Source organism: Nocardioides sp. WJ219 (assembly GCF_058559815.1).
Window position 1 is genome coordinate 72,751 of the sequence record NZ_JBZUJV010000001.1, and the last position, 16,870, is coordinate 89,620.

At 74.8% G+C, this 16,870-nt stretch carries 16 protein-coding genes; 3 read left to right on the top strand and 13 right to left on the bottom strand.

Annotation, left to right across the window (positions count from 1 at the left end; genetic code table 11):
• Window positions 1-19: 19 nt before the first annotated feature.
• Together AC4MBH_RS00330 and AC4MBH_RS00335 are read right to left on the bottom strand one after the other, a co-directional pair.
• Window positions 20-955, bottom strand: a complete 936-nt coding sequence (locus tag AC4MBH_RS00330) for a glycosyltransferase family 2 protein (protein WP_491792334.1) — start codon at window positions 953-955, stop codon at window positions 20-22.
• Entirely contained in the window at window positions 952-2,907 is a 1,956-nt protein-coding gene (locus AC4MBH_RS00335) for a YveK family protein (RefSeq protein ID WP_491792335.1), read from the bottom strand. The genes AC4MBH_RS00330 and AC4MBH_RS00335 overlap by 4 nt, the downstream gene beginning before the upstream one ends.
• 188 nt (window positions 2,908-3,095) lie before the next feature.
• Between AC4MBH_RS00335 and AC4MBH_RS00340 the strand changes: the two genes are divergently transcribed.
• Together AC4MBH_RS00340 and AC4MBH_RS00345 are read left to right on the top strand one after the other, a co-directional pair.
• Window positions 3,096-5,657, top strand: coding sequence for a hypothetical protein (locus AC4MBH_RS00340; RefSeq protein WP_491792336.1), 2,562 nt, complete (start codon window positions 3,096-3,098; stop codon window positions 5,655-5,657).
• Between the two features lie 14 nt (window positions 5,658-5,671).
• Window positions 5,672-6,571 (top strand): hypothetical protein, encoded by a 900-nt coding sequence (locus tag AC4MBH_RS00345; protein ID WP_491792337.1) that lies wholly within the window; start codon window positions 5,672-5,674, stop codon window positions 6,569-6,571.
• Window positions 6,572-7,025: 454 nt separating this feature from the next.
• On the opposite strand, the gene AC4MBH_RS00350 is transcribed toward AC4MBH_RS00345, so the two are convergent.
• From AC4MBH_RS00350 to AC4MBH_RS00380, 7 genes are all read right to left on the bottom strand, one after another.
• Window positions 7,026-8,216, bottom strand: coding sequence for a sugar transferase (locus AC4MBH_RS00350; RefSeq protein ID WP_491792338.1), 1,191 nt, complete (start codon window positions 8,214-8,216; stop codon window positions 7,026-7,028).
• A gap of 12 nt (window positions 8,217-8,228) precedes the next feature.
• The gene (locus AC4MBH_RS00355) at window positions 8,229-8,747 is read right to left on the bottom strand and encodes a glycosyltransferase (RefSeq protein WP_491792339.1); all 519 of its coding nucleotides are present in this window, start codon (window positions 8,745-8,747) and stop codon (window positions 8,229-8,231) included.
• Window positions 8,744-9,193, bottom strand: a complete 450-nt coding sequence (locus AC4MBH_RS00360) for a UDP-N-acetylglucosamine--LPS N-acetylglucosamine transferase (RefSeq protein WP_491792340.1) — start codon at window positions 9,191-9,193, stop codon at window positions 8,744-8,746. The genes AC4MBH_RS00355 and AC4MBH_RS00360 overlap by 4 nt, the downstream gene beginning before the upstream one ends.
• A 76-nt stretch (window positions 9,194-9,269) precedes the next feature.
• A complete protein-coding gene (locus AC4MBH_RS00365) occupies window positions 9,270-9,968 on the bottom strand; it encodes a response regulator transcription factor (RefSeq protein ID WP_491792341.1) in 699 nt (232 codons plus the stop codon).
• On the bottom strand, window positions 9,947-10,933 hold the full coding sequence (locus tag AC4MBH_RS00370; protein WP_491792342.1) for a sensor histidine kinase: 987 nt from the start codon (window positions 10,931-10,933) through the stop codon (window positions 9,947-9,949). Before AC4MBH_RS00370 ends, AC4MBH_RS00365 begins: the two co-directional genes overlap by 22 nt.
• Window positions 10,934-11,072: 139 nt before the next feature.
• The gene (locus tag AC4MBH_RS00375) at window positions 11,073-11,441 is read right to left on the bottom strand and encodes a hypothetical protein (protein WP_491792343.1); all 369 of its coding nucleotides are present in this window, start codon (window positions 11,439-11,441) and stop codon (window positions 11,073-11,075) included.
• Between the two features lie 145 nt (window positions 11,442-11,586).
• Complete coding sequence (locus AC4MBH_RS00380; RefSeq protein ID WP_491792344.1) at window positions 11,587-13,077, bottom strand: ATP-binding protein; 1,491 nt, start codon at window positions 13,075-13,077, stop codon at window positions 11,587-11,589.
• A gap of 142 nt (window positions 13,078-13,219) precedes the next feature.
• Here AC4MBH_RS00380 and AC4MBH_RS00385 point away from each other — a divergent pair, with 142 nt between their 5' ends.
• Complete coding sequence (locus AC4MBH_RS00385; protein WP_491792345.1) at window positions 13,220-13,528, top strand: STAS domain-containing protein; 309 nt, start codon at window positions 13,220-13,222, stop codon at window positions 13,526-13,528.
• A gap of 17 nt (window positions 13,529-13,545) precedes the next feature.
• On the opposite strand, the gene AC4MBH_RS00390 is transcribed toward AC4MBH_RS00385, so the two are convergent.
• The 4 genes from AC4MBH_RS00390 to AC4MBH_RS00405 all read right to left on the bottom strand — a co-directional run bounded on the left by AC4MBH_RS00390 (window position 13,546) and on the right by AC4MBH_RS00405 (window position 16,850).
• Window positions 13,546-14,682, bottom strand: coding sequence for a PP2C family protein-serine/threonine phosphatase (locus AC4MBH_RS00390; RefSeq protein WP_491792346.1), 1,137 nt, complete (start codon window positions 14,680-14,682; stop codon window positions 13,546-13,548).
• On the bottom strand, window positions 14,679-15,476 hold the full coding sequence (locus tag AC4MBH_RS00395) for an alpha/beta fold hydrolase (RefSeq protein WP_491792347.1): 798 nt from the start codon (window positions 15,474-15,476) through the stop codon (window positions 14,679-14,681). Before AC4MBH_RS00395 ends, AC4MBH_RS00390 begins: the two co-directional genes overlap by 4 nt.
• Before the next feature lie 38 nt (window positions 15,477-15,514).
• Window positions 15,515-16,285, bottom strand: coding sequence for an SDR family oxidoreductase (locus tag AC4MBH_RS00400; protein ID WP_491792348.1), 771 nt, complete (start codon window positions 16,283-16,285; stop codon window positions 15,515-15,517).
• Window positions 16,286-16,367: 82 nt separating this feature from the next.
• Window positions 16,368-16,850, bottom strand: a complete 483-nt coding sequence (locus AC4MBH_RS00405; protein ID WP_491792349.1) for a MarR family winged helix-turn-helix transcriptional regulator — start codon at window positions 16,848-16,850, stop codon at window positions 16,368-16,370.
• Window positions 16,851-16,870 lie beyond the last annotated feature (20 nt).

Here is a 16,870-nt window from a genome sequence, read left to right on the forward strand (position 1 = left end):
GTCGGCGACGGGGGTCGGGTCAGATGCCCCGGCCCCGGCGGTTGAGGGCGTCGAGGATGCGGCCGGCCGGAACGCCCGCCGTGACCGCGAGGGCCAGGTAGGCCCGCGGCTCCCGGACCGAGGCCCGCACGGTGCGCCCGGCCGCGGCCAGGCCCGCCCGGCGCTGCCCGTCGGCCGCCAGGGCGAACGCCTGCTGGCCACGGACCCGGGCCAGCGCCTTGGGGTCGTCGTGGAAGCCGGGGTGCTTGTCGAGCAGGTGCTCGAGCGCGGCGTTGATGGTGGTCCAGTCGCGGGCGAACTGCGACCCGCCCCAGTGCACGGTGACCAGTGGCCGCGGGACCACGTCGAGCCCGCCGGCGTCGACGGCGCGCAGGATCCAGTCGTAGTCCTCGCCGTAGCCGCCGGGGATCTCCTCGTCGACCAGCCCGATCCGGTCGAGCGCGTCGCGCCGGACCAGCACCGTCGACGGGTGCGCGGCCATCACCCGGTGGCGCAGCAGCGCCTCGGCCGTCATCTCCTCCTGGCGGGGCACCCGTACGTGGCGGCGGTCGTCGATGGCGACCACGATCCCGGTGACCGAGGTGCAGGCGCCGCGGTCGAGCAGGCGGCCGACCTGGTGCTCGAGCTTGTCGGCGTGCCAGACGTCGTCGTCGTCGCAGAACGCGACGAGCGGGGCCGCGCCGGCCAGGATGCCGGAGTTGCGGGCCCCGGCCAGGCCCGGGGTGCGGTGGTTGCGCAGCACGTCGACCGAGCGCTGCGGCCGACCCGACGGCGCCTCGACGAGGGTGGGGTCGGGGTCGGCGCGGTCGTGCACGACCAGGCAGCGGATCGTCCCGGCGTACGTCTGGGCGAGCACGGCCGCGATGGCCTCGCGCACCTGCTCGGGGCGCTGGTGGGTGGCGATGACGACGTCGACCGGCGGGTGGGTCGCGGAGTCCGGCGGCACGGCGTTCACCGGCGGCTCCCGGTCAGCACGGCCGGCTGGGGAGCGGCGGCCCGGGCCGGGCCGTGCAGCGGCCGGCGGTCGAGCAGCCGGAGCAGGCCGAGCCCGGCGAGCAGCCCCAGGCCGAGCCCGGAGGCGGTCGCGACGGCCCAGGGCCGGGCGACGGGGTGCACCTCGGCGGAGCGGAGGACGACGGGCACCCCGGCCGGGTCGGTCTGGGGGAGGCTCTCGACGACGGCGTCGGCCCGTCGCCTGGCCGAGTCGGCGTCGGGGGCGGTCACGGTGACGTCGAGGACGTCGGTGCCGGGGCGGGCGGTCACTGCGGTGGACTCCTGGAGGGTCTCGGGGGTGGTGGCGGCGCGGACGGCGGCGCGGTCGAGATTGTCCCGACCCAGCACCAGCGCCGCCTGGGTGTCGATGGTGCTCGGGGTCAGGGCGTCGGCGCGGGGGGCGAGCTGGACCACGGTCGTGGCGGCGTAGGACGGCTCGGCGAGCGCGGGCCAGGCGGCGCCGGCCACCGTGCCGAGGCCCACCGGGACGAGGACCGCGGCCAGGGCCCGGCGCCGTCCGAGCCGGTGGCCCACCCGCCACAGCGGCCCGGGCAGCCGGGGGCGGGGGTCGGGGCCGGCGTGCTCACGAGCGGCGAGCCCGACGGCCAGCATCACCAGGTAGAGCGGCAGGCCGAGGGTGTCGTAGAACGGCAGCTGGAGCGCGATCGCTGTGACGGTGAAGGCCGCGACCGCCTGCGTGGTCGTCAGGCACCGCCACGACCGGGCCAGCGCGAGCAGGACGAAGGCGAGGAAGAAGGCCAGGCCGGTCCAGCCGTGCGCGAACAGCACGGTCCAGCCCAGGCCCTGGGTGCCCAGCGGGGGCGCCCCGCACGCGGGGCAGTCGGGGGAGTCGGCCGCGGCGATGGAGCCGAAGCCACCCTGCACGTCGCGGGTGCTCCCGAAGCCGACCAGCGGCGCGCCCTCGGTGACCGACTCGGTGGTCGCGACCGCGAGGCTGCCGCGCCGGTCGTTGCTGTGCGGACTGTCGAGGCGGTCCTGGACCAGGCCGCCGAGCGGGCCCACGGCGAGGAGGCCCACGGCCACGACGCCCACGACCACGCCGGGCACCACCCGCGCGGTCCGTCCGCGGACCAGCGCCAGGCAGAGCAGCACGACCAGGAAGACGGCGATCGTGGCCCACAGGGCGCGGTTGAGGGAGTAGGCGACCGGCACCAGGGCGGCGCCGATCACCACGACCCGGCCGACCCGCAGCGCGGGGAACCGGCGCAGGTCGAGCGCGACCAGGGAGACCAGGCTCAGCGCGATGCAGCTGCCCCAGGTGTTGGTGTAGGGGAACGGCGCCTTGGGTCGTGGCTCCGCCCGGCCCAGCACCTCCTGCACGTCGGCGGCCTGCGGGTGCACGAGCGAGGAGACGAACGGGGTGCCGGCCAGGTCACCCGGCAGCAGCACCTCCACCAGCGAGCGCACCTCCCAGTCGGGTGCGAGCAGGCCGAGGAGACCGCCGGCCGTGGCGACCACGAACAGCCAGGCGACGAGGCGACGGACGTGCTCGTCGGGGAGGTCGGCCCGCGACACGTTGGCCGCCCACAGCAGGACGACCGTGCAGGCGGCGTACCACACGGCGCGGTAGCCGTAGACGAGCAGCCGCGAGGAGTCGCCCCCCGGCACGGCGCCGGGCGCGTCGGCCCCCAGCACGGTGATGCCCAGCCCGACCCACACCAGGAACAGCAGCCACCAGCCGAAGCCGCGCGGCACCACCCGGACCCGCCGGCGCAGCAGCCGTGCGGCCATCGGTACGGCGAGCAGCACGGGCAGCACCGAGTCGAGGCCGAGCACCCACCACAGCGGGAGCCCCGCGAGCAGCACCGTGAGCGGCCAGTGCGCGGAGCTGCCCCGCGCAGGGACGGCCGGAACGGGCGCCCGGGGCACGACCGCACCCGTGGGGAGGGGCATGGAACCACTCAACCGGTCCGGCGCACCCGTGCCGTCACCAAGATCGGTGAACTCTCGCCGACGCCGCTCGTCGGGCGTGTCGGCGCTCCTACGCTGCAAGCTCCGGGACCCGTCGGGTCCTCGTTCGTTCCCTGGGGGGAAGCAGCATGCGTCGGTCTGTCCTCGTGTCCCTGGTCTCGAGCCTGGTCGTGACGACCCTGTCCGTCGGGCTCTCCGGTGCCGCTCCGGCGGCCGCCGACACCCCGGCGGGGCAGCTGGTCTCCGAGGTCGCGGCGGCCGGCACGCCCCACGTCCTCGACGGCCGCGTGCTGACCATCGCCGAGGTCGGCAACACCATCCTGCTCGGCGGCACCTTCACCCAGGCCCGCGACGACAGCGGCAACGTCGCCACCCAGTCGCGCCAGCGGCTCCTCGCCTTCGACAAGACGACCGGGAAGATCAAGCCCGACTTCCAGCCCAACCCCAACGGCGAGGTCACCAAGGTCCTGTCCGCCGGCGACGGGTCCACCGTCTACGTGACGGGCACGTTCACCACGATCGGCGGTGTCGCCCGGCAGCGGGTCGCCCGGATCCGGGTCGCCGACGGGTCGGTCGTCGAGACGTTCAACGCCGGCACGGTCTCCGGCGCCGTCAAGGACGCCGCGCTCAGCAACGGACGGCTGTGGCTGGGCGGCGCGTTCACCCACGTCGGCGGCCGCGCCCAGGCCGCGCTGGCGACGGTCAACCCGACCAGCGGCGCGGTCACGCCGTACATGTCCCTGGTGGTCAACGGCACCCTGAAGGGGCGGGGGGTGACCCAGGTCCTCAAGCTCGACATCACCTCCGACGGCCGCCGTCTCGCCGCCGTCGGCAACTTCGCCGCCCTCGCCGGCTCCGAGCGGCGCCAGCTGCTCACCCTCGACCTGAGTGGCGCCTCCGCCGTGCCCGGCGCGCTCGTCACGCGCTTCTACACCCCGACGTGCTCGTCCTCGTTCGACAGCTACGTGCGCGACGTCGACTTCTCGCCGGACGGCAGCTTCTTCGTGGTCACGACCACCGGCGCCTACGGCGGCAGCACGGGCCCCTGCGACACCGCGGCCCGCTTCGAGTCCGGCGCCACGGGTGACGACGTCGTCCCCTCGTGGGTCGACTACACCGGCGGCGACACCCTGCACGCCGTGGAGATCACCGACACCGTGGTCTACGTCGGCGGGCACAACCGGTGGTGGAACAACCCGTTCGCCGGCGACCGGGCCGGCGAGGGCGCGGTCTCCCGCGAGGGCATCGCCGCGCTCGACCCGACCAACGGTCTCCCGCTGCGGTGGAACCCGGGCCGGGCCAAGGGCGTCGGGGTCTTCGACTTCCTGGTCAACGACCGCGGTCTGTGGGTCGCCTCCGACACCGACCGGATCGGGGACTACCAGTACCGCGGCCGCATCGCCCTGCTCCCGACCGGCGGTGCCGCGATCCCCGCGCAGCGGTCCACCGTGCTGCCCAACGACGTCTACACCGCAGCCTCCACCGGCGCCCTGACCCGGCGACGCCTCGCGGTCGGCTCCGCCCCGACCCCGGCCGCCGCCGCACCCACCGGCGACCTCGACTGGCGCCAGGTCACCAGCGCGTTCATGGTCAACGGCGTGATGTACGTCGGTCGCACCGACGGCACCTTCGACCGCCGCGGCTTCAACGGCACCACCTACGCCGCGACCACCCCGGTCGACGGCGCCGACCAGATCGTCCCGCTCAGCTCCTGGCGCACCGACGTGCGGATGGCGACGTCGATGTTCTACGACGACGGCCGCATCTACTTCACGCGTTCCGACAGCGGCACGCTGTACTACCGCTACTTCAGCCCGCACAGCGGCATCGTCGGCGCCCAGCGCCACTCGGTCGAGGCCGCCCCCGCGGGCGGGCTCAACCCCGCCCAGGCGCGCGGCATGTTCGTCGACCGGACGCACGTCTACTGGGCCACCACCTCCGGCGAGCTGCGGCGTCAGCCGTGGGAGCGGGGCGGCCGGAGCGGCCGCCCGACCGGTGCCGCCGAGGTGGTCTCCGGTCCCGGCGTCGACGGCGCCACCTGGGGCGGGCGCGCGATGTTCCTCTACCAGTCCTACAGCGGCGGGCCGGCCGAGGTGCCCGCGACGTCCGAGGTGACCTACGCGGCCGGCGCGCGTGCCTCGGCCAACGCGACGGCGCACCAGGTCACCGTGCCGGCAGCGGTCCGCGCCGGTGACGCGCTGGTCCTCACCCTCGCGCTCAACCGGTCCGACGTCTCCACCACCGCCCCCGCCGGCTGGACGGCGCTGGACTCGGTGGCCCTGACCGGTATCGCCGGCCGGTCGTGGACCCGCACCGCCACCGACGCCGACGCCGGCCGGGTGCTCACCGCGACGGCGTCCGACATCGTCAAGGGCGAGATCTCCGTCCAGGCCTACCGCGGCACGGGCGGCGGCGACGTCACGGTCACCGACCACGCCGCCTACGTCGAGCCCTCCGCCCTCACCCAGCACGAGGCGCCCGCCGTGACGGCCGCCCGGTCCGGCTCCTGGGTGCTGACCCAGTGGGTGGCCAAGACCTCGACCGAGGTCACCTGGCAGGCGCCTGCCGGCACCACCGTGCGCGGCACCGGCGCCGGCACGGGTGGCGGGCGGCTCACCTCGCTGCTCGTCGACACCGGGCGCGGCGTCCCCGCCGGCCCGCACGCCTCGGCGGCCACCTCGGCGGCCGCGGTGCGCTCCGTCGCGCTCAGCGTCGTCCTCGGGACCTCGTGAGGTCGGTGCCCGCCGTGCGTCGACGCCGTCGCCTGCTCCCCGCGCTGGCGTCCCTGGCGACGCTGGCCGCAGTGACCGCGTGCACCGCCGAGGAGCCGCAGCAGCTCACGGTGGCGGCGTCCACCACGGGTGAGAGCGCGCAGGAGGGCTTCATCGCCGCCATCGACGGCGTGCCGGACCCTGCGACCGCCGCGCTGTGGATCGACTTCGACGACTCCTTCGGACCCGACGGCTCGGTGATGGCGTCGCCGGACAGCGTCGGGACGGCGCCCGTGCGCACGAGCGTCGCCACCGCGGGCGGCGCCCGGGTCCGCCGGGAGGAGGGCCTCGACGGCACCGCCGCCCGGTTCGACGTCTCCGCCGCCGCTCCGCCCGCGGCGGGGGGCCTGGGCCAGGTGACCGCCGTGCCCGCTGCCGCCGTGGTGGTCGACGTCGCCGGCGCCGACGGCCTATCCCCCGGGGCGCTGCCCTTCGAGTTCGGTGCCGACTTCCGCGTCGACCGCGAGGCCGGGCCCCAGGACGCCGGCGACATCCTCGTCCAGCGCGGCCTGTACGACGCCCCCGCCCAGTACAAGCTGCAGGTCGACCGCGACGTGCCGTCGTGCCACCTGGTCGGCACCGACGGCAGCGTCGCCGCCACGGCCGACCAGCGCATCCTGCCCGGCCAGTGGTACCGCGCGGTGTGCGGCCGTCAGGGCCCCCGCGTCACCCTCACCCTCTCGACCCTCGACGCGGACGGCGCCGTGGCCCCGGTCGGTTCGTGGATCTCGGAGGGCCCGCTGGGCCCCATCGCCGTCCCGGCCGACACCCCGCTCACGATCGGCGCCAAGACCGGCACCGACGGCGTCGTCGTCGAGTCCGAGCCCGACCCGTTCGACGGCCTCGTCGACAACGTCTTCGTCGCCGTCGGCTGACCTGCCGCCGCTCGACCATCCCCGCAGGGTGCCTCGGCTCGACCAGCGTGGGTCGCCGACAGGCCGTCGTACGACGACCGATCACCGACGGTGGTCGAGCCGAGGGGACGAAGTCTCCGCGAGTCGAGACCCCCGCAGGGTCGGCACTTGCCGTCACCGACGGTGGTCGAAGAGGCCGGCCACGGCCGTCTCGAGACCGATTCCGCAGGGTGCCTCGGCTCGCCGGGTCTCGACTCGGGCTCGCTGGCGCTCGCCCGGCTCGACCAGCGTGGGTCGCCGACAGGCCGTCGTACGACGACCGATCACCGTCGGTGGTCGAGCCGCGGGGACGAGGTCTCCGCGAGTCGAGACCCCCGCAAGGTAGGCACCTGCCGTCCCCGACGCTGGTCGAGGAGGCCGGCCACGGCCGTCTCGAGACCACTCCCGCAGGGTGCCTCGGCCCGCCGGGGGTCGGTCAGTAGGCGCCGCGGCCGCTGAGCACGGCGCCGGCGGTGCGGGCCAGGATCCGGAGGTCGCCGCGCAGCGACCAGTTGTCGACGTACTGCACGTCGAGGCGGATCGACTGCTCCCACGGGAGGTCGGAGCGTCCCGAGACCTGCCACAGGCCGGTGAGGCCGGGCTTGACGGCCAGCCGGCGGCGCGTGACCCCGGTGTAGGAGGCCACCTCGTGGGCGAGGGCGGGGCGGGGGCCGACCAGCGACATCGACCCGAGGACGACGTTGACCAGCTGGGGCAGCTCGTCGAGGGAGTAGCGGCGCAGCACCCGCCCGAGGGGGGTCACCCGGGGGTCGGTGCGCATCTTGAACAGCACCCCGTCGGCGTCGTTGTGGTCGATCAGGTCGTCGAGGGCCTGCTCGGCGCCCACGGTCATGGTGCGGAACTTCAAGATGATGAACCGGCGACCGTCGCGGCCGACCCGCTCCTGCCGGAAGAGCGCGGGGCCGGGGGAGTCGAGCCGGACCAGGATCGCCACGGCGAGCAGGAGGGGCCAGACGACGGCGAGCAGGAGCGCCGCGGCGCACCGCTCCCAGAGGCTCTTGACGAGGCGCCGGACGCCGCTGGGGTCGGCGTGGCGGACCTCGACGACGGACAGGTCGCCGACGGTCCGCACCCGGGTCCGGCTGGGCCGGACGTCGAGCAGCCCGGGACCGACGAGCACGTCGACCCCGGTGCCCTCGAGGCGCCAGCCGAGGCGGCGTACCCAGACGGGGTCGAGCTGGCGGCCGGGGAGCGTGAGGACGGCGTCGACGTCGTGCTGCTCGACGGAGCCCGCGACCCGGTCGAAGCCGCTCAGCACCGGCACCGCGAAGCCCTCGGTGGGGGCGGAGCGGGGCAGGCAGACGGCGACCACCTCGACGTCACGCGTCGGTCCGGCCTCGAGCTCGCGGACGACGCGCAGCGCCGCCGCCCGGGGGCCGACGACGAGCAGCCGGCGCGGCTCGGCGCGGCGGAGCGTGCCCCAGGCGCGGGCGGCGCGCCGGGCGGCCGGTCGGTCGGGGGCGACCACCGTGGTGGTCGGGTCGGTCGGGGTGCGGGCGGCGCGGCCGTGGTCGTCGCCGGTGGTCCGGGCGGTCCGGGTGGTCGTCGTCGCGGGCTGGGGGCCGGGCGCCCGGCCGGTCCGCGGCGCCAGGGGCGTCGCCGTCACGGGGTCCTCACCTCAGGCTCCGCGCACGAGGTCGTCGACGAGTGCGCCGAAGCGCTGCACGGTCGCGCGTTGCGCGGGACGCGGGTCCGTGACCGCGCGGGAGGTGCGCCCCTCGCGGAGGACGACGGCGAGGGCGTCGTCGAGGTCGGCGACGTCGTCGACCGCGACGACCGCGCCGCTCTCGCCCATCCGCCGGGCGAAGCGCACCTGGTGGTCGTCGACGTGCTCGCCGAGGCGGGACTGGCGCGGGACCACGATCGGCCGGTGGCCGGCGGTGATCGCGTCCATCATCAGGCCGGGCCCGGCGTGGGTCACCACGGCGTCGGCGCGGGCGAGCAGGTCGGCCATCTCGTCGGCCGCGAGCAGCGGCGCGCCGGGCACGTCGGCGGGACGGGAGCTCGACCCGTGCTGGAGGAACCACGACGTGCGACCGTCGGCGGCGTGCGCCTGGACCCACGAGACCAGGCGGGTGAACGGGTGGTGGTCGGTACCGAGGAAGACCGCCACCAGCGGGGCTGGCGCGGCGGTCACCACACGCCTCCCAGCAGGACGCTGGAGGGGTACAGGCGCTGCTGCTCGGGCCACTGGACCAGGAACAGGTCGGTCGCGGGGCGGCACAGGCGTGCGGTGAGCGTGCGGCTGTCGACGCGGTCGTAGACCTCGAGGTAGACCGAACGGGCGCCGACGATGCGGCGCAACCAGAAGAAGGGCACCGCCACGCCGGCGCCGGTGGTGACCACGACGTCGGGACGGAAGGCGCGCAGCGTGCGCCAGGCGAGCACGGTGTTGCGGACCAGGTTGGGCAGGCTGCGGGTGGTCGGGTGGTGCGCGGTGACGACGTCCTCGTCGGCCAGCTTGCTCACGGCGTCGTCGGTGTCGAAGGTGACCCACTGGCGCTCGTGGTCGACCCACCAGTCCTCCAGCTGCAGCAGCTGGGCGAGGTGGCCGCCCGAGGAGCACACGAGTAGGACCTTCACCGTGCTCCCCCCTTGGACCGTCCCTGTTTGACGACGTGTTGTCACCCTAGGGACGGTCGAGGGGCCGGGGCATGCCTCAAATCGATGATCCGTCGCCGACCCGCGGACGCCAGCCAGCGCGGTGGGCAGCACCCACGGCGGCCAGCTGCGAGCTCACCTCGAGCTTGGCGAGGATCGACTTGACCTGGGTGCGCACGGTGGCCTCGGAGACGACGAACGCGTGCGAGATGTCCTTGACCGGACGGCCGAGCATCAGGTGGGCGAGGACCTCCTGCTCGCGCGGCGTGAGCTCGGCCAGCCGGGCCCGGGTGACGCGCCCGTCGTCGTGCTCGGCGCGGAACCGGGCGATGAGCCGGGCGCGCTCGTCGGGGGGCACGAGCGAGCGTCCTTCGCTGACGCGGCGCACGGTGGCCAGGATGGTGTTGAGGGGCTCGCCCTTGTCGAGCACGATCCGCGCCCCCTGGTCGAGGCACTCGCCCTGGCGGACCTCCGCGGTCTCGCTGGTGACCACGACGACCGCGACGCCCGAGCGGGCGAGCGGACGGATCAGCGGCACGCCCGACCCGGCCGTCCCGAGGTCGAGGTCGAGGAGGGCCACCTGGGCGCGCACCTTCAAGATCGCGGCCAGCAGGGCGTCGTTGGCGTTGCGGCCCGACGGCATCGGGATGCGGTGCACGTCGTGGCCCTCGAGGGAGAGGGCGATCTCCATGGACTCGGCGAGGAGCTGGTGGTCCTCGACGATGGCGACGCGGGTCAGGCCGAGCGAGCGTGCCACGACTGCTCCATCGACTGCTCCATCGACTGGTCCATCGACGCCGGGACCGCGGTGGGCGTGGGCGGCAGGTCGAGGACGAACGTGGCCCCTGCCGACGTCGGCGACTCGGCCAGGCGCAGGTCGCCGTCCATCTGGCGCGCCAGGCGGAGGGCGGCGTTGAGGCCGATGCCCTGCCCGACGGAGGTCGCCGAGCGCACGCCGCGGTCGAAGACCCGGTCGCGCAGCCCGGCCGGCACCCCGGGCCCGGTGTCGGAGACCGTGACGGTCACGCGGTCGGCGGTGCGGTCGACCGCGAGGCGGATCTGGCTGCCCGGCGCGTGCCGGACGGCGTTCTCGAGCAGCACGTGGACGACCTCGGCCACCTCGTCGGCGCGACCCAGCGCGGTCAGGCCGCTGGGCCGCCACACGATGTGGTGGCCGCGGAGCTCGATCGAGTCGACGAGGGGAGCGACCACGTCGTCGATCGAGACCGAGCCGGAGCTGGTCGGGCCGGTCGCGGCGAGCATCCGCTCCAGGCGGGCGAGCTCGGCCTGGCGCATCGACTCCAGGCGCTCGGCGATCTCGGTGGACAGCTCGTCGCTGCGCTCGGTGAGCAGCCGGGACGCGCTGCTGACGCCCTGCACGGTCGAGCGGAGCTCGTGCATGATCTCGGCGTTGCGCTGCCGGGCCGCCTCGGCCGTGGCCAGCCGGGCCCCGAGGAGGTAGACCAAGCCGGCCTGCTCGGCCCGGATGCGGCGCGATGCGAGGGTGCGGACGACGATGCCGACGCCGGCGAGCGTCACCGCGAGTCCGACGACGACCAGGCGCGGCCCGATGCTGAGGGCCAGCGCCAGGACCAGGATCGCCGTACCGGTGGCCAGGGCGAGCCCGTCCAGCCGACGCTGCGTCCGTCCGGGCGGCGCGGGCCGAGGACGGTGCTCTCGTGATCGGTCGTGATGGTCTGGTCGATCGTGGTCGTCCGGCATTCTGGTCCCCCCATGGATTCGAATCGTGGACTTATCTTCGTCCACCAAACGCAAGTTTTCGTCAAGCAATCGTGAAATCCGGGGCAATGACGGATGTTGACAACGATTTCAGCGTGTTGCCCGATGCATAGACGCCGATTCAGCGGGTATGGCGCTGCTCCGGCTGCGGGCCGGCGGGTCGGCCGCCGACGGGGGTGTGGGAGGCCCGTCGCCGCAGCTCGGCGGCCGTCAGCTCGGCCGGGAACGGGGCCGGCCAGGGCGACGTCCCGTCGTGCGCCGCGAACCGCCAGCGCTTGGTGACCTCCCCGTCGGGCTGCTGCTCACGCCAGACCAGCACGCCGCGGGCGTCGTCGCGCTCGACCGGGATGCCGATCGCGAGCGAGGACGGCGCGACGTCGTGCTCCCACAGCCACCGCGTCACCGCGACGCGGAGCGGCGCGGCGAGCTGGTCGAGCGGGGAGAGCAGGGTGAGCTCGCGCTCGCTGCAAGAGAGGTCGTCCGTCAACACGTGGGCTCCAGGTCCGAGGATGATCCAGCAGATCACGGAACTGTTACGGCCGTCTCGTGGTCGACAACTGTTTCCCGGACTTGACTGTTCTCGGACACCTCGGGACGGTCCGAGGTGGTCCGGCGGGTGCGGAGGGCCGCGATCCTCAAGGATTCCGCAAGCCCAGGCGGGGCCCGTGCACGGCCGCGGTGACGCGGTGCGCGATGCCGGCCCGCTCCAGCTCGGTCTGGGCGACCGACCCGGCGCCGGCGTGCAGCACGACGTCGCCGCGGCTCGGGGACCCGTCGGCGGAGCGCTCGACCAGCTCGCCCAGCAGGCGGAGCCCCCCGGCGGACAGCTCGGTGACCTCGGAAAGGTCGATGGTGATCGGCTGGGTGCCGCCGCGCGAGGCGAGGAGCAGGGCGTAGGTCATCTGGTCGACCTCGTCCTCCCGGAAGCTGCCGCTCATCCGGACCGAGCCCGAGTAGTCGTGGCTCATCTCGAGCTGGTCGGCGGACTGTCGGCGTCGAGGGGAATCGGCTCGCTCGACGACGACGGGACGGGAGAGCCGCTGCCGGAGCCGGGCGCGCGTGCCGCGGTCGTCGGTCGTCACGCCCAGGTCGTCGACCAGCCCGGCCGCCATCGCCAGACCACGACCCCGCGCGACGTCGTGGGAGTAGGGGCGCCAGTGCCCGTGGTCGGTGACGTCGACGACGACCTCGCCGGTCGTGGCGTAGCTGGCGCGCAGCCGCGCGGTGCCGTGCGACGACCCGGGTCCCTGGGGGCCGGCGTGGGCGTGCTCGACGGCGTTGGTCACGAGCTCGGTGGCCGCGTGGACCAGCGAGAGCGTGTCCATCCGCGGTGCGCCGAGCTGCTCCAGCCAGCGCTCGAGCTCGCCGCGGGCCTCCCGCGCCGTGTCGGCGTCCAGGGCGAGCTCGACGTCGAGGTCGGCCACCGGGGTCGCGCGCAGCTCTGCCGCGACGACGGTGAAGGCACCGTGGGCGAGGGCCCCCTCGACGGGCCGGGCGATCGCGGCGCAGGTGGCGTCGACGTCGCCCACCACGCGCTCCCGGTCGGCGAGCGTCGTCAGGTCGGTCTCGTGGTCGGACGAGCCGGCCGCGGGCCCGGACCGTGAGCCGAACAGGACGAGGTCGCCGGTGCCCAACGGGTGCCGGCCGGCGGGCGGCCGCTCCCCGGCGCCGAGCAGGCCACCTCCGGACGGCGGCAGCGACGCGGCGGCCCCGCCGGCCACGGCCACGACAGGGGCCTCGTGGCCCGCGGTGGCGTAGGTCAGGCTGCCGTCGGAGGGGTCGATGATCCCCAGCGCCACCGAGGTGCCGCGCGCCGGGGCCGAGTGCCGGGCGTGCAGGTCGGCCAGGCCCAGCGCCGTGGCGACGTCCTCGTGACCCAGCAGGCTGGTGCGGATCACCGCGTTGAGGCCACCGGCGGTGACCGGCGGGACGGCTCCGGTGCCCGGGACCTGGCCGACGACGACGGCGAGCCGTCCGGACGGCAGGACCACGGCGTCGAACCACGCGCCGGTCGAGCCGCCGGTGTCGCCGGGCACGCCGAACCGGGCGGCGAGGTCGACGGTCGGCAGCACCGGGAGCGCCGTCGGCAGGACGGCGTCGTGCAGTGCCGGGAGGGACTCGTCCAAGTCATCGTCGTACACGAAGCCTCTTTCGCCGGATGCCGTGGTGGACGCGCCCCGAGTCCTGCGCGACCACGTTCACGATGTCAGAGTGCGGTGGGTGCCAGACACACCCGCTGGGTTGGTGGGATCACGGTACTGTGACGCCGTGCAGCCAGGCCGATTCGAAGCGGAGCTCGACGAGTCCTCGCAGACGCTGGTCGTCGCCGGTGAGGTCGACGAGGCGGGCGCGGTCTCGCTCCGCGACGCCATCGAGAAGGGGACCGGCGGCTACGCGCGTCCGCTCGTGGTCGACCTGTCCCGCGTCTCCTTCCTCCCCAGCGCCGGCGTCGGCGTGCTCGCGGCAGCGATGCGGCACGGTTCGGCCGGCGGTCACGTGGTCGAGCTGCTCGCGGCCGAGGACACCATCGCCCGCCGGGTCCTGACGGTCTGCGCGCTGCCCCACCGCACCGCCTGACCCTGCGCCGCCGGGCGTCACGACCGCATCGACGGGTGCAGCGTCAGCACCGCGATGTCGTCGCTGGGGAGGCCCTCCTGGTAGGCCACCGCCGCCTCGGCCAGGGTCTCGCTGAGCGTGCCGGGACTGTGCGCGGCGGCCCGGACCAGCCGGTGCAGCGCCTCGTCACCGAGGAACTGGTCGCCCCGCCGCGCCTCGGTGACGCCGTCGGTGAAGAGCGTGACGAACTCGTCGGCGGCCAACCGGTGGCGGAAGGTCACGTAGTGCGGGTCGTCGACGATCCCGATCAACGACCCGGGCGCGCCGAGCTCGGTCACGCTGCCGCTGCGGGTGCCGAGCAGGGGAAGGGGATGGCCGCCGGCCGCGCCGGCGAGCGTCCAGCCCTCGACGGTCTCGACGAGGCGGAGCACCACGACCGTGCAGAACTTGTCAGTCGGCTGGGCCTTGAGGGCGCGGTCCAGCGCGTGCAGGAGGTCGGCGGGGTCGACGACCTGCATGGCGAGGTCGCGCACCGTGTGCCGGATGAAGGAGGTGACGGTGGCGGCCGGGATCCCCTTGCCGGCGACGTCGCCGAGGACGACCACCCACTCCGCGGCGGCCACGTTGAAGACGTCGTAGAAGTCGCCGCCGACCTCGTCGCCCACCCCGGCCGGCCGGTACACGGCCGAGATGCCCAGGCGTGGGATCCGGGGCGGCACCGGTGGGATCAGGGTGCGCTGCAGGCTCCTGGCCAGCTCCACGGCCTTCCGGCGGGCCTCCTCGGCGGCCCGCGTGGTGCGGAGCAGCTCGGTCTCGTAGCGCCGTCGCTCGTTGGCCCGGAACAGGATCATCCGGACGACGGGGCGCGCGCCGGAGCGGTCGAGGTTGGCGTTGAGGAGCACCGGGACTCGGTCGCCGTCGGCCGCGACGACCTCGAGGGCGACCTCGTCGACGCGTCCGTTGAGGTCGAGCATCGGCATCAGGTGGGTCTCGAGGTAGATCCGCCCGGCGACGGCGAGCAGGCCGGGGAGGGCGCGGTCGAGCACCTCCGCGCGCGGACGGCGTACCAGCTGCAGGAACTCGAGGTTGACCTCGAGGATCCGGCCGTCGTCGCGGTCGAGGACGACGTAGGCGGCCGGCGCGTGGTCGTAGAGCGCGGCCGGATCGGCGGTCACGAGCGCACGAAGGCGTCGATGGCCGCGATCGTCTCGTCCGGGACGCTCAGGTGGGCGCAGTGCCCGCTGGTCTCGAGCACCTGCATGGTCGCCCCCGGCACCGCGTCGCGGACGAACCGGCCCGCCGGGAGGGGGGCGATGGAGTCGTGGCGGTTCTGCAGGACGAGCGTGGGGACCGAGACCCGGGCGAGGTCGTCGCGGTTGTCACCGCGGAACGTCACCTCGGCGAAGCGCCGGGCGATGTCGGGGCGCGTGCGGCAGAAGCTGGCGTCGAGCTCGGCCCGCTCGTCGTCCAGCTCGAGACCCGGCATCACCATCCCGGCCAGCGGCTGCTGCCACCCCAGGTTGTTGCCGTCCATCAGCTCGAGCAGCTCGGCGATGTCGGTCTCGCTGAACCCCCCGACGTAGTCGCCGTCGTCGATGTACCTCGCCGAGGGACCGAGGAGCACGAGCCGGGAGAAGCGCTCCGGCTCCGCGACCTGCGCCAGGACGCCGATCATGGCCGAGACGGAGTGCCCGACGAGGACGACGTCGCGCAGGTCGAGCTCGTGGCAGATGTCGAGCACGTCCTGGGCGTAGCGGTCGAGCGTGGCGTAGGCCTCGGCGTCGTACGCCGTGAGGTCGGACCCGCCCGCCCCGACGTGGTCGAAGAGCACCACGCGGAAGTCGCGCTCGAACGCCGGGGCCACCAGCCGCCACATGGACTGGTCGCACCCGAAGCCGTGGGCGAACAGCATGGGCGTGGCGCCCGCGGGTCCCGAGACCGAGATGCGATGGCGCTCGACCGCTGACACGCTCGCGATGCTAGCGCCCCCGCTGCCGGCGGGCGGCCTCAGCGCTGGCCGGTGGGGCGCACCACGATCTCGTTGACGTCGACGTCGGCCGGCTGCGAGATCGCGTAGTCGACGGCGCGGGCGATGGCGACGGGCGGGATCGACACGGCGCGGTAGCCGGTCATCAGCCCGGCGGCGTACGGGTCGGTGATGTGGGCGGCCAGCTCGGACTCCACGACGCCCGGCGAGATCGTGGTCACTCGCAGGCTGGGGTCGGACTCCAGCCGGAGGGCCTCGGTCAGCGCCCACGCGGCGTACTTGGTGGCGCAGTAGACGCCCGCGGTCTCGGAGACCTGGTGGGCCCCGATCGAGGCCACCGTGACCACGTGCCCGGAGCCCTGGTCGCGGAAGACGGGCAGGGTCGCGGCGATGCCGTGCAGCAGCCCGCGGACGTTGATGTCGATCATCCGGTCCCACTCCTCGACCAGGCCGGCGTCGAGCCGGGAGAGCAGCATCGCCCCGGCGTTGCCGATCAGGACGTCGAGCCGACCGTGGTCGGCGACGACGTCCGAGACGAGGCGGGCGTAGGCGTGCCGGTCGGTGACGTCGAGGGGCCGGGCGTCGATGGCGGGGCCGTCGGCGACGTCGCTCCCGCTCGCGAGCGACGCGAGCCGGTCGGTCCGTCGCCCGGTCGCCACGACCTGGTGACCCCGCGAGGCCAGGTGGTGCGCGACGGCCGCGCCGATGCCGCTGGTGGCGCCGGTGACCAGGACGACCTTCGGGTCATGGGCGGTAGTGGGGGTGGTGGTGGGTGTGTCGGTGGTGGTCATGCCTCCCAGGCTGGACGTCGCGGCGGGCCGGAGGGAGGTCGAGCGGATCCTGGGTGCGCGGCACCCAGGGTGTCGCGGAGGGTCAGGTTCCCGGTCGGCGGCGCTCGGCCGCCACGAGGACGGCCTCGAGTCGTCGCAGCGCCTCCAGGGTCGCCGAGCGCTCCTCGGCCGGCATCCCGCCGACCGTGAGCGACTCGAGGTCGCGCCAGATCCGGGTGACCTGGGACCGCAGGCCCTGGCTGGCAGGCGTCGCCTCGACGAGGGACGCACGCCGGTCGGTGGGGTCCGGCGAGCGGCGGACGAAGCCGGCGTGCTCCAGCCTCCGGACCGTCCGCGTCATCGTGGCGGCGTCGGAGTCGAGGGTCCTGACGAGGTCGGCCTGGCGCTGGGGCCCGTCGTCCCACAGCCGCATCATGAGCAGCTCCTGCCCGGGGTAGAGCCCCGTCTCCCGCAGGAGCTGGCCGGCGAGCATCTTGTGCAGCCGCGCCACCCGGAAGATCGCGTGGCTGACGGGTCCGCCGGCGGCGGCACCGGTCGCCGGGGTGTGACCTGGTCCTGCGGGCATGGGCCCGACCCTATCCCTGC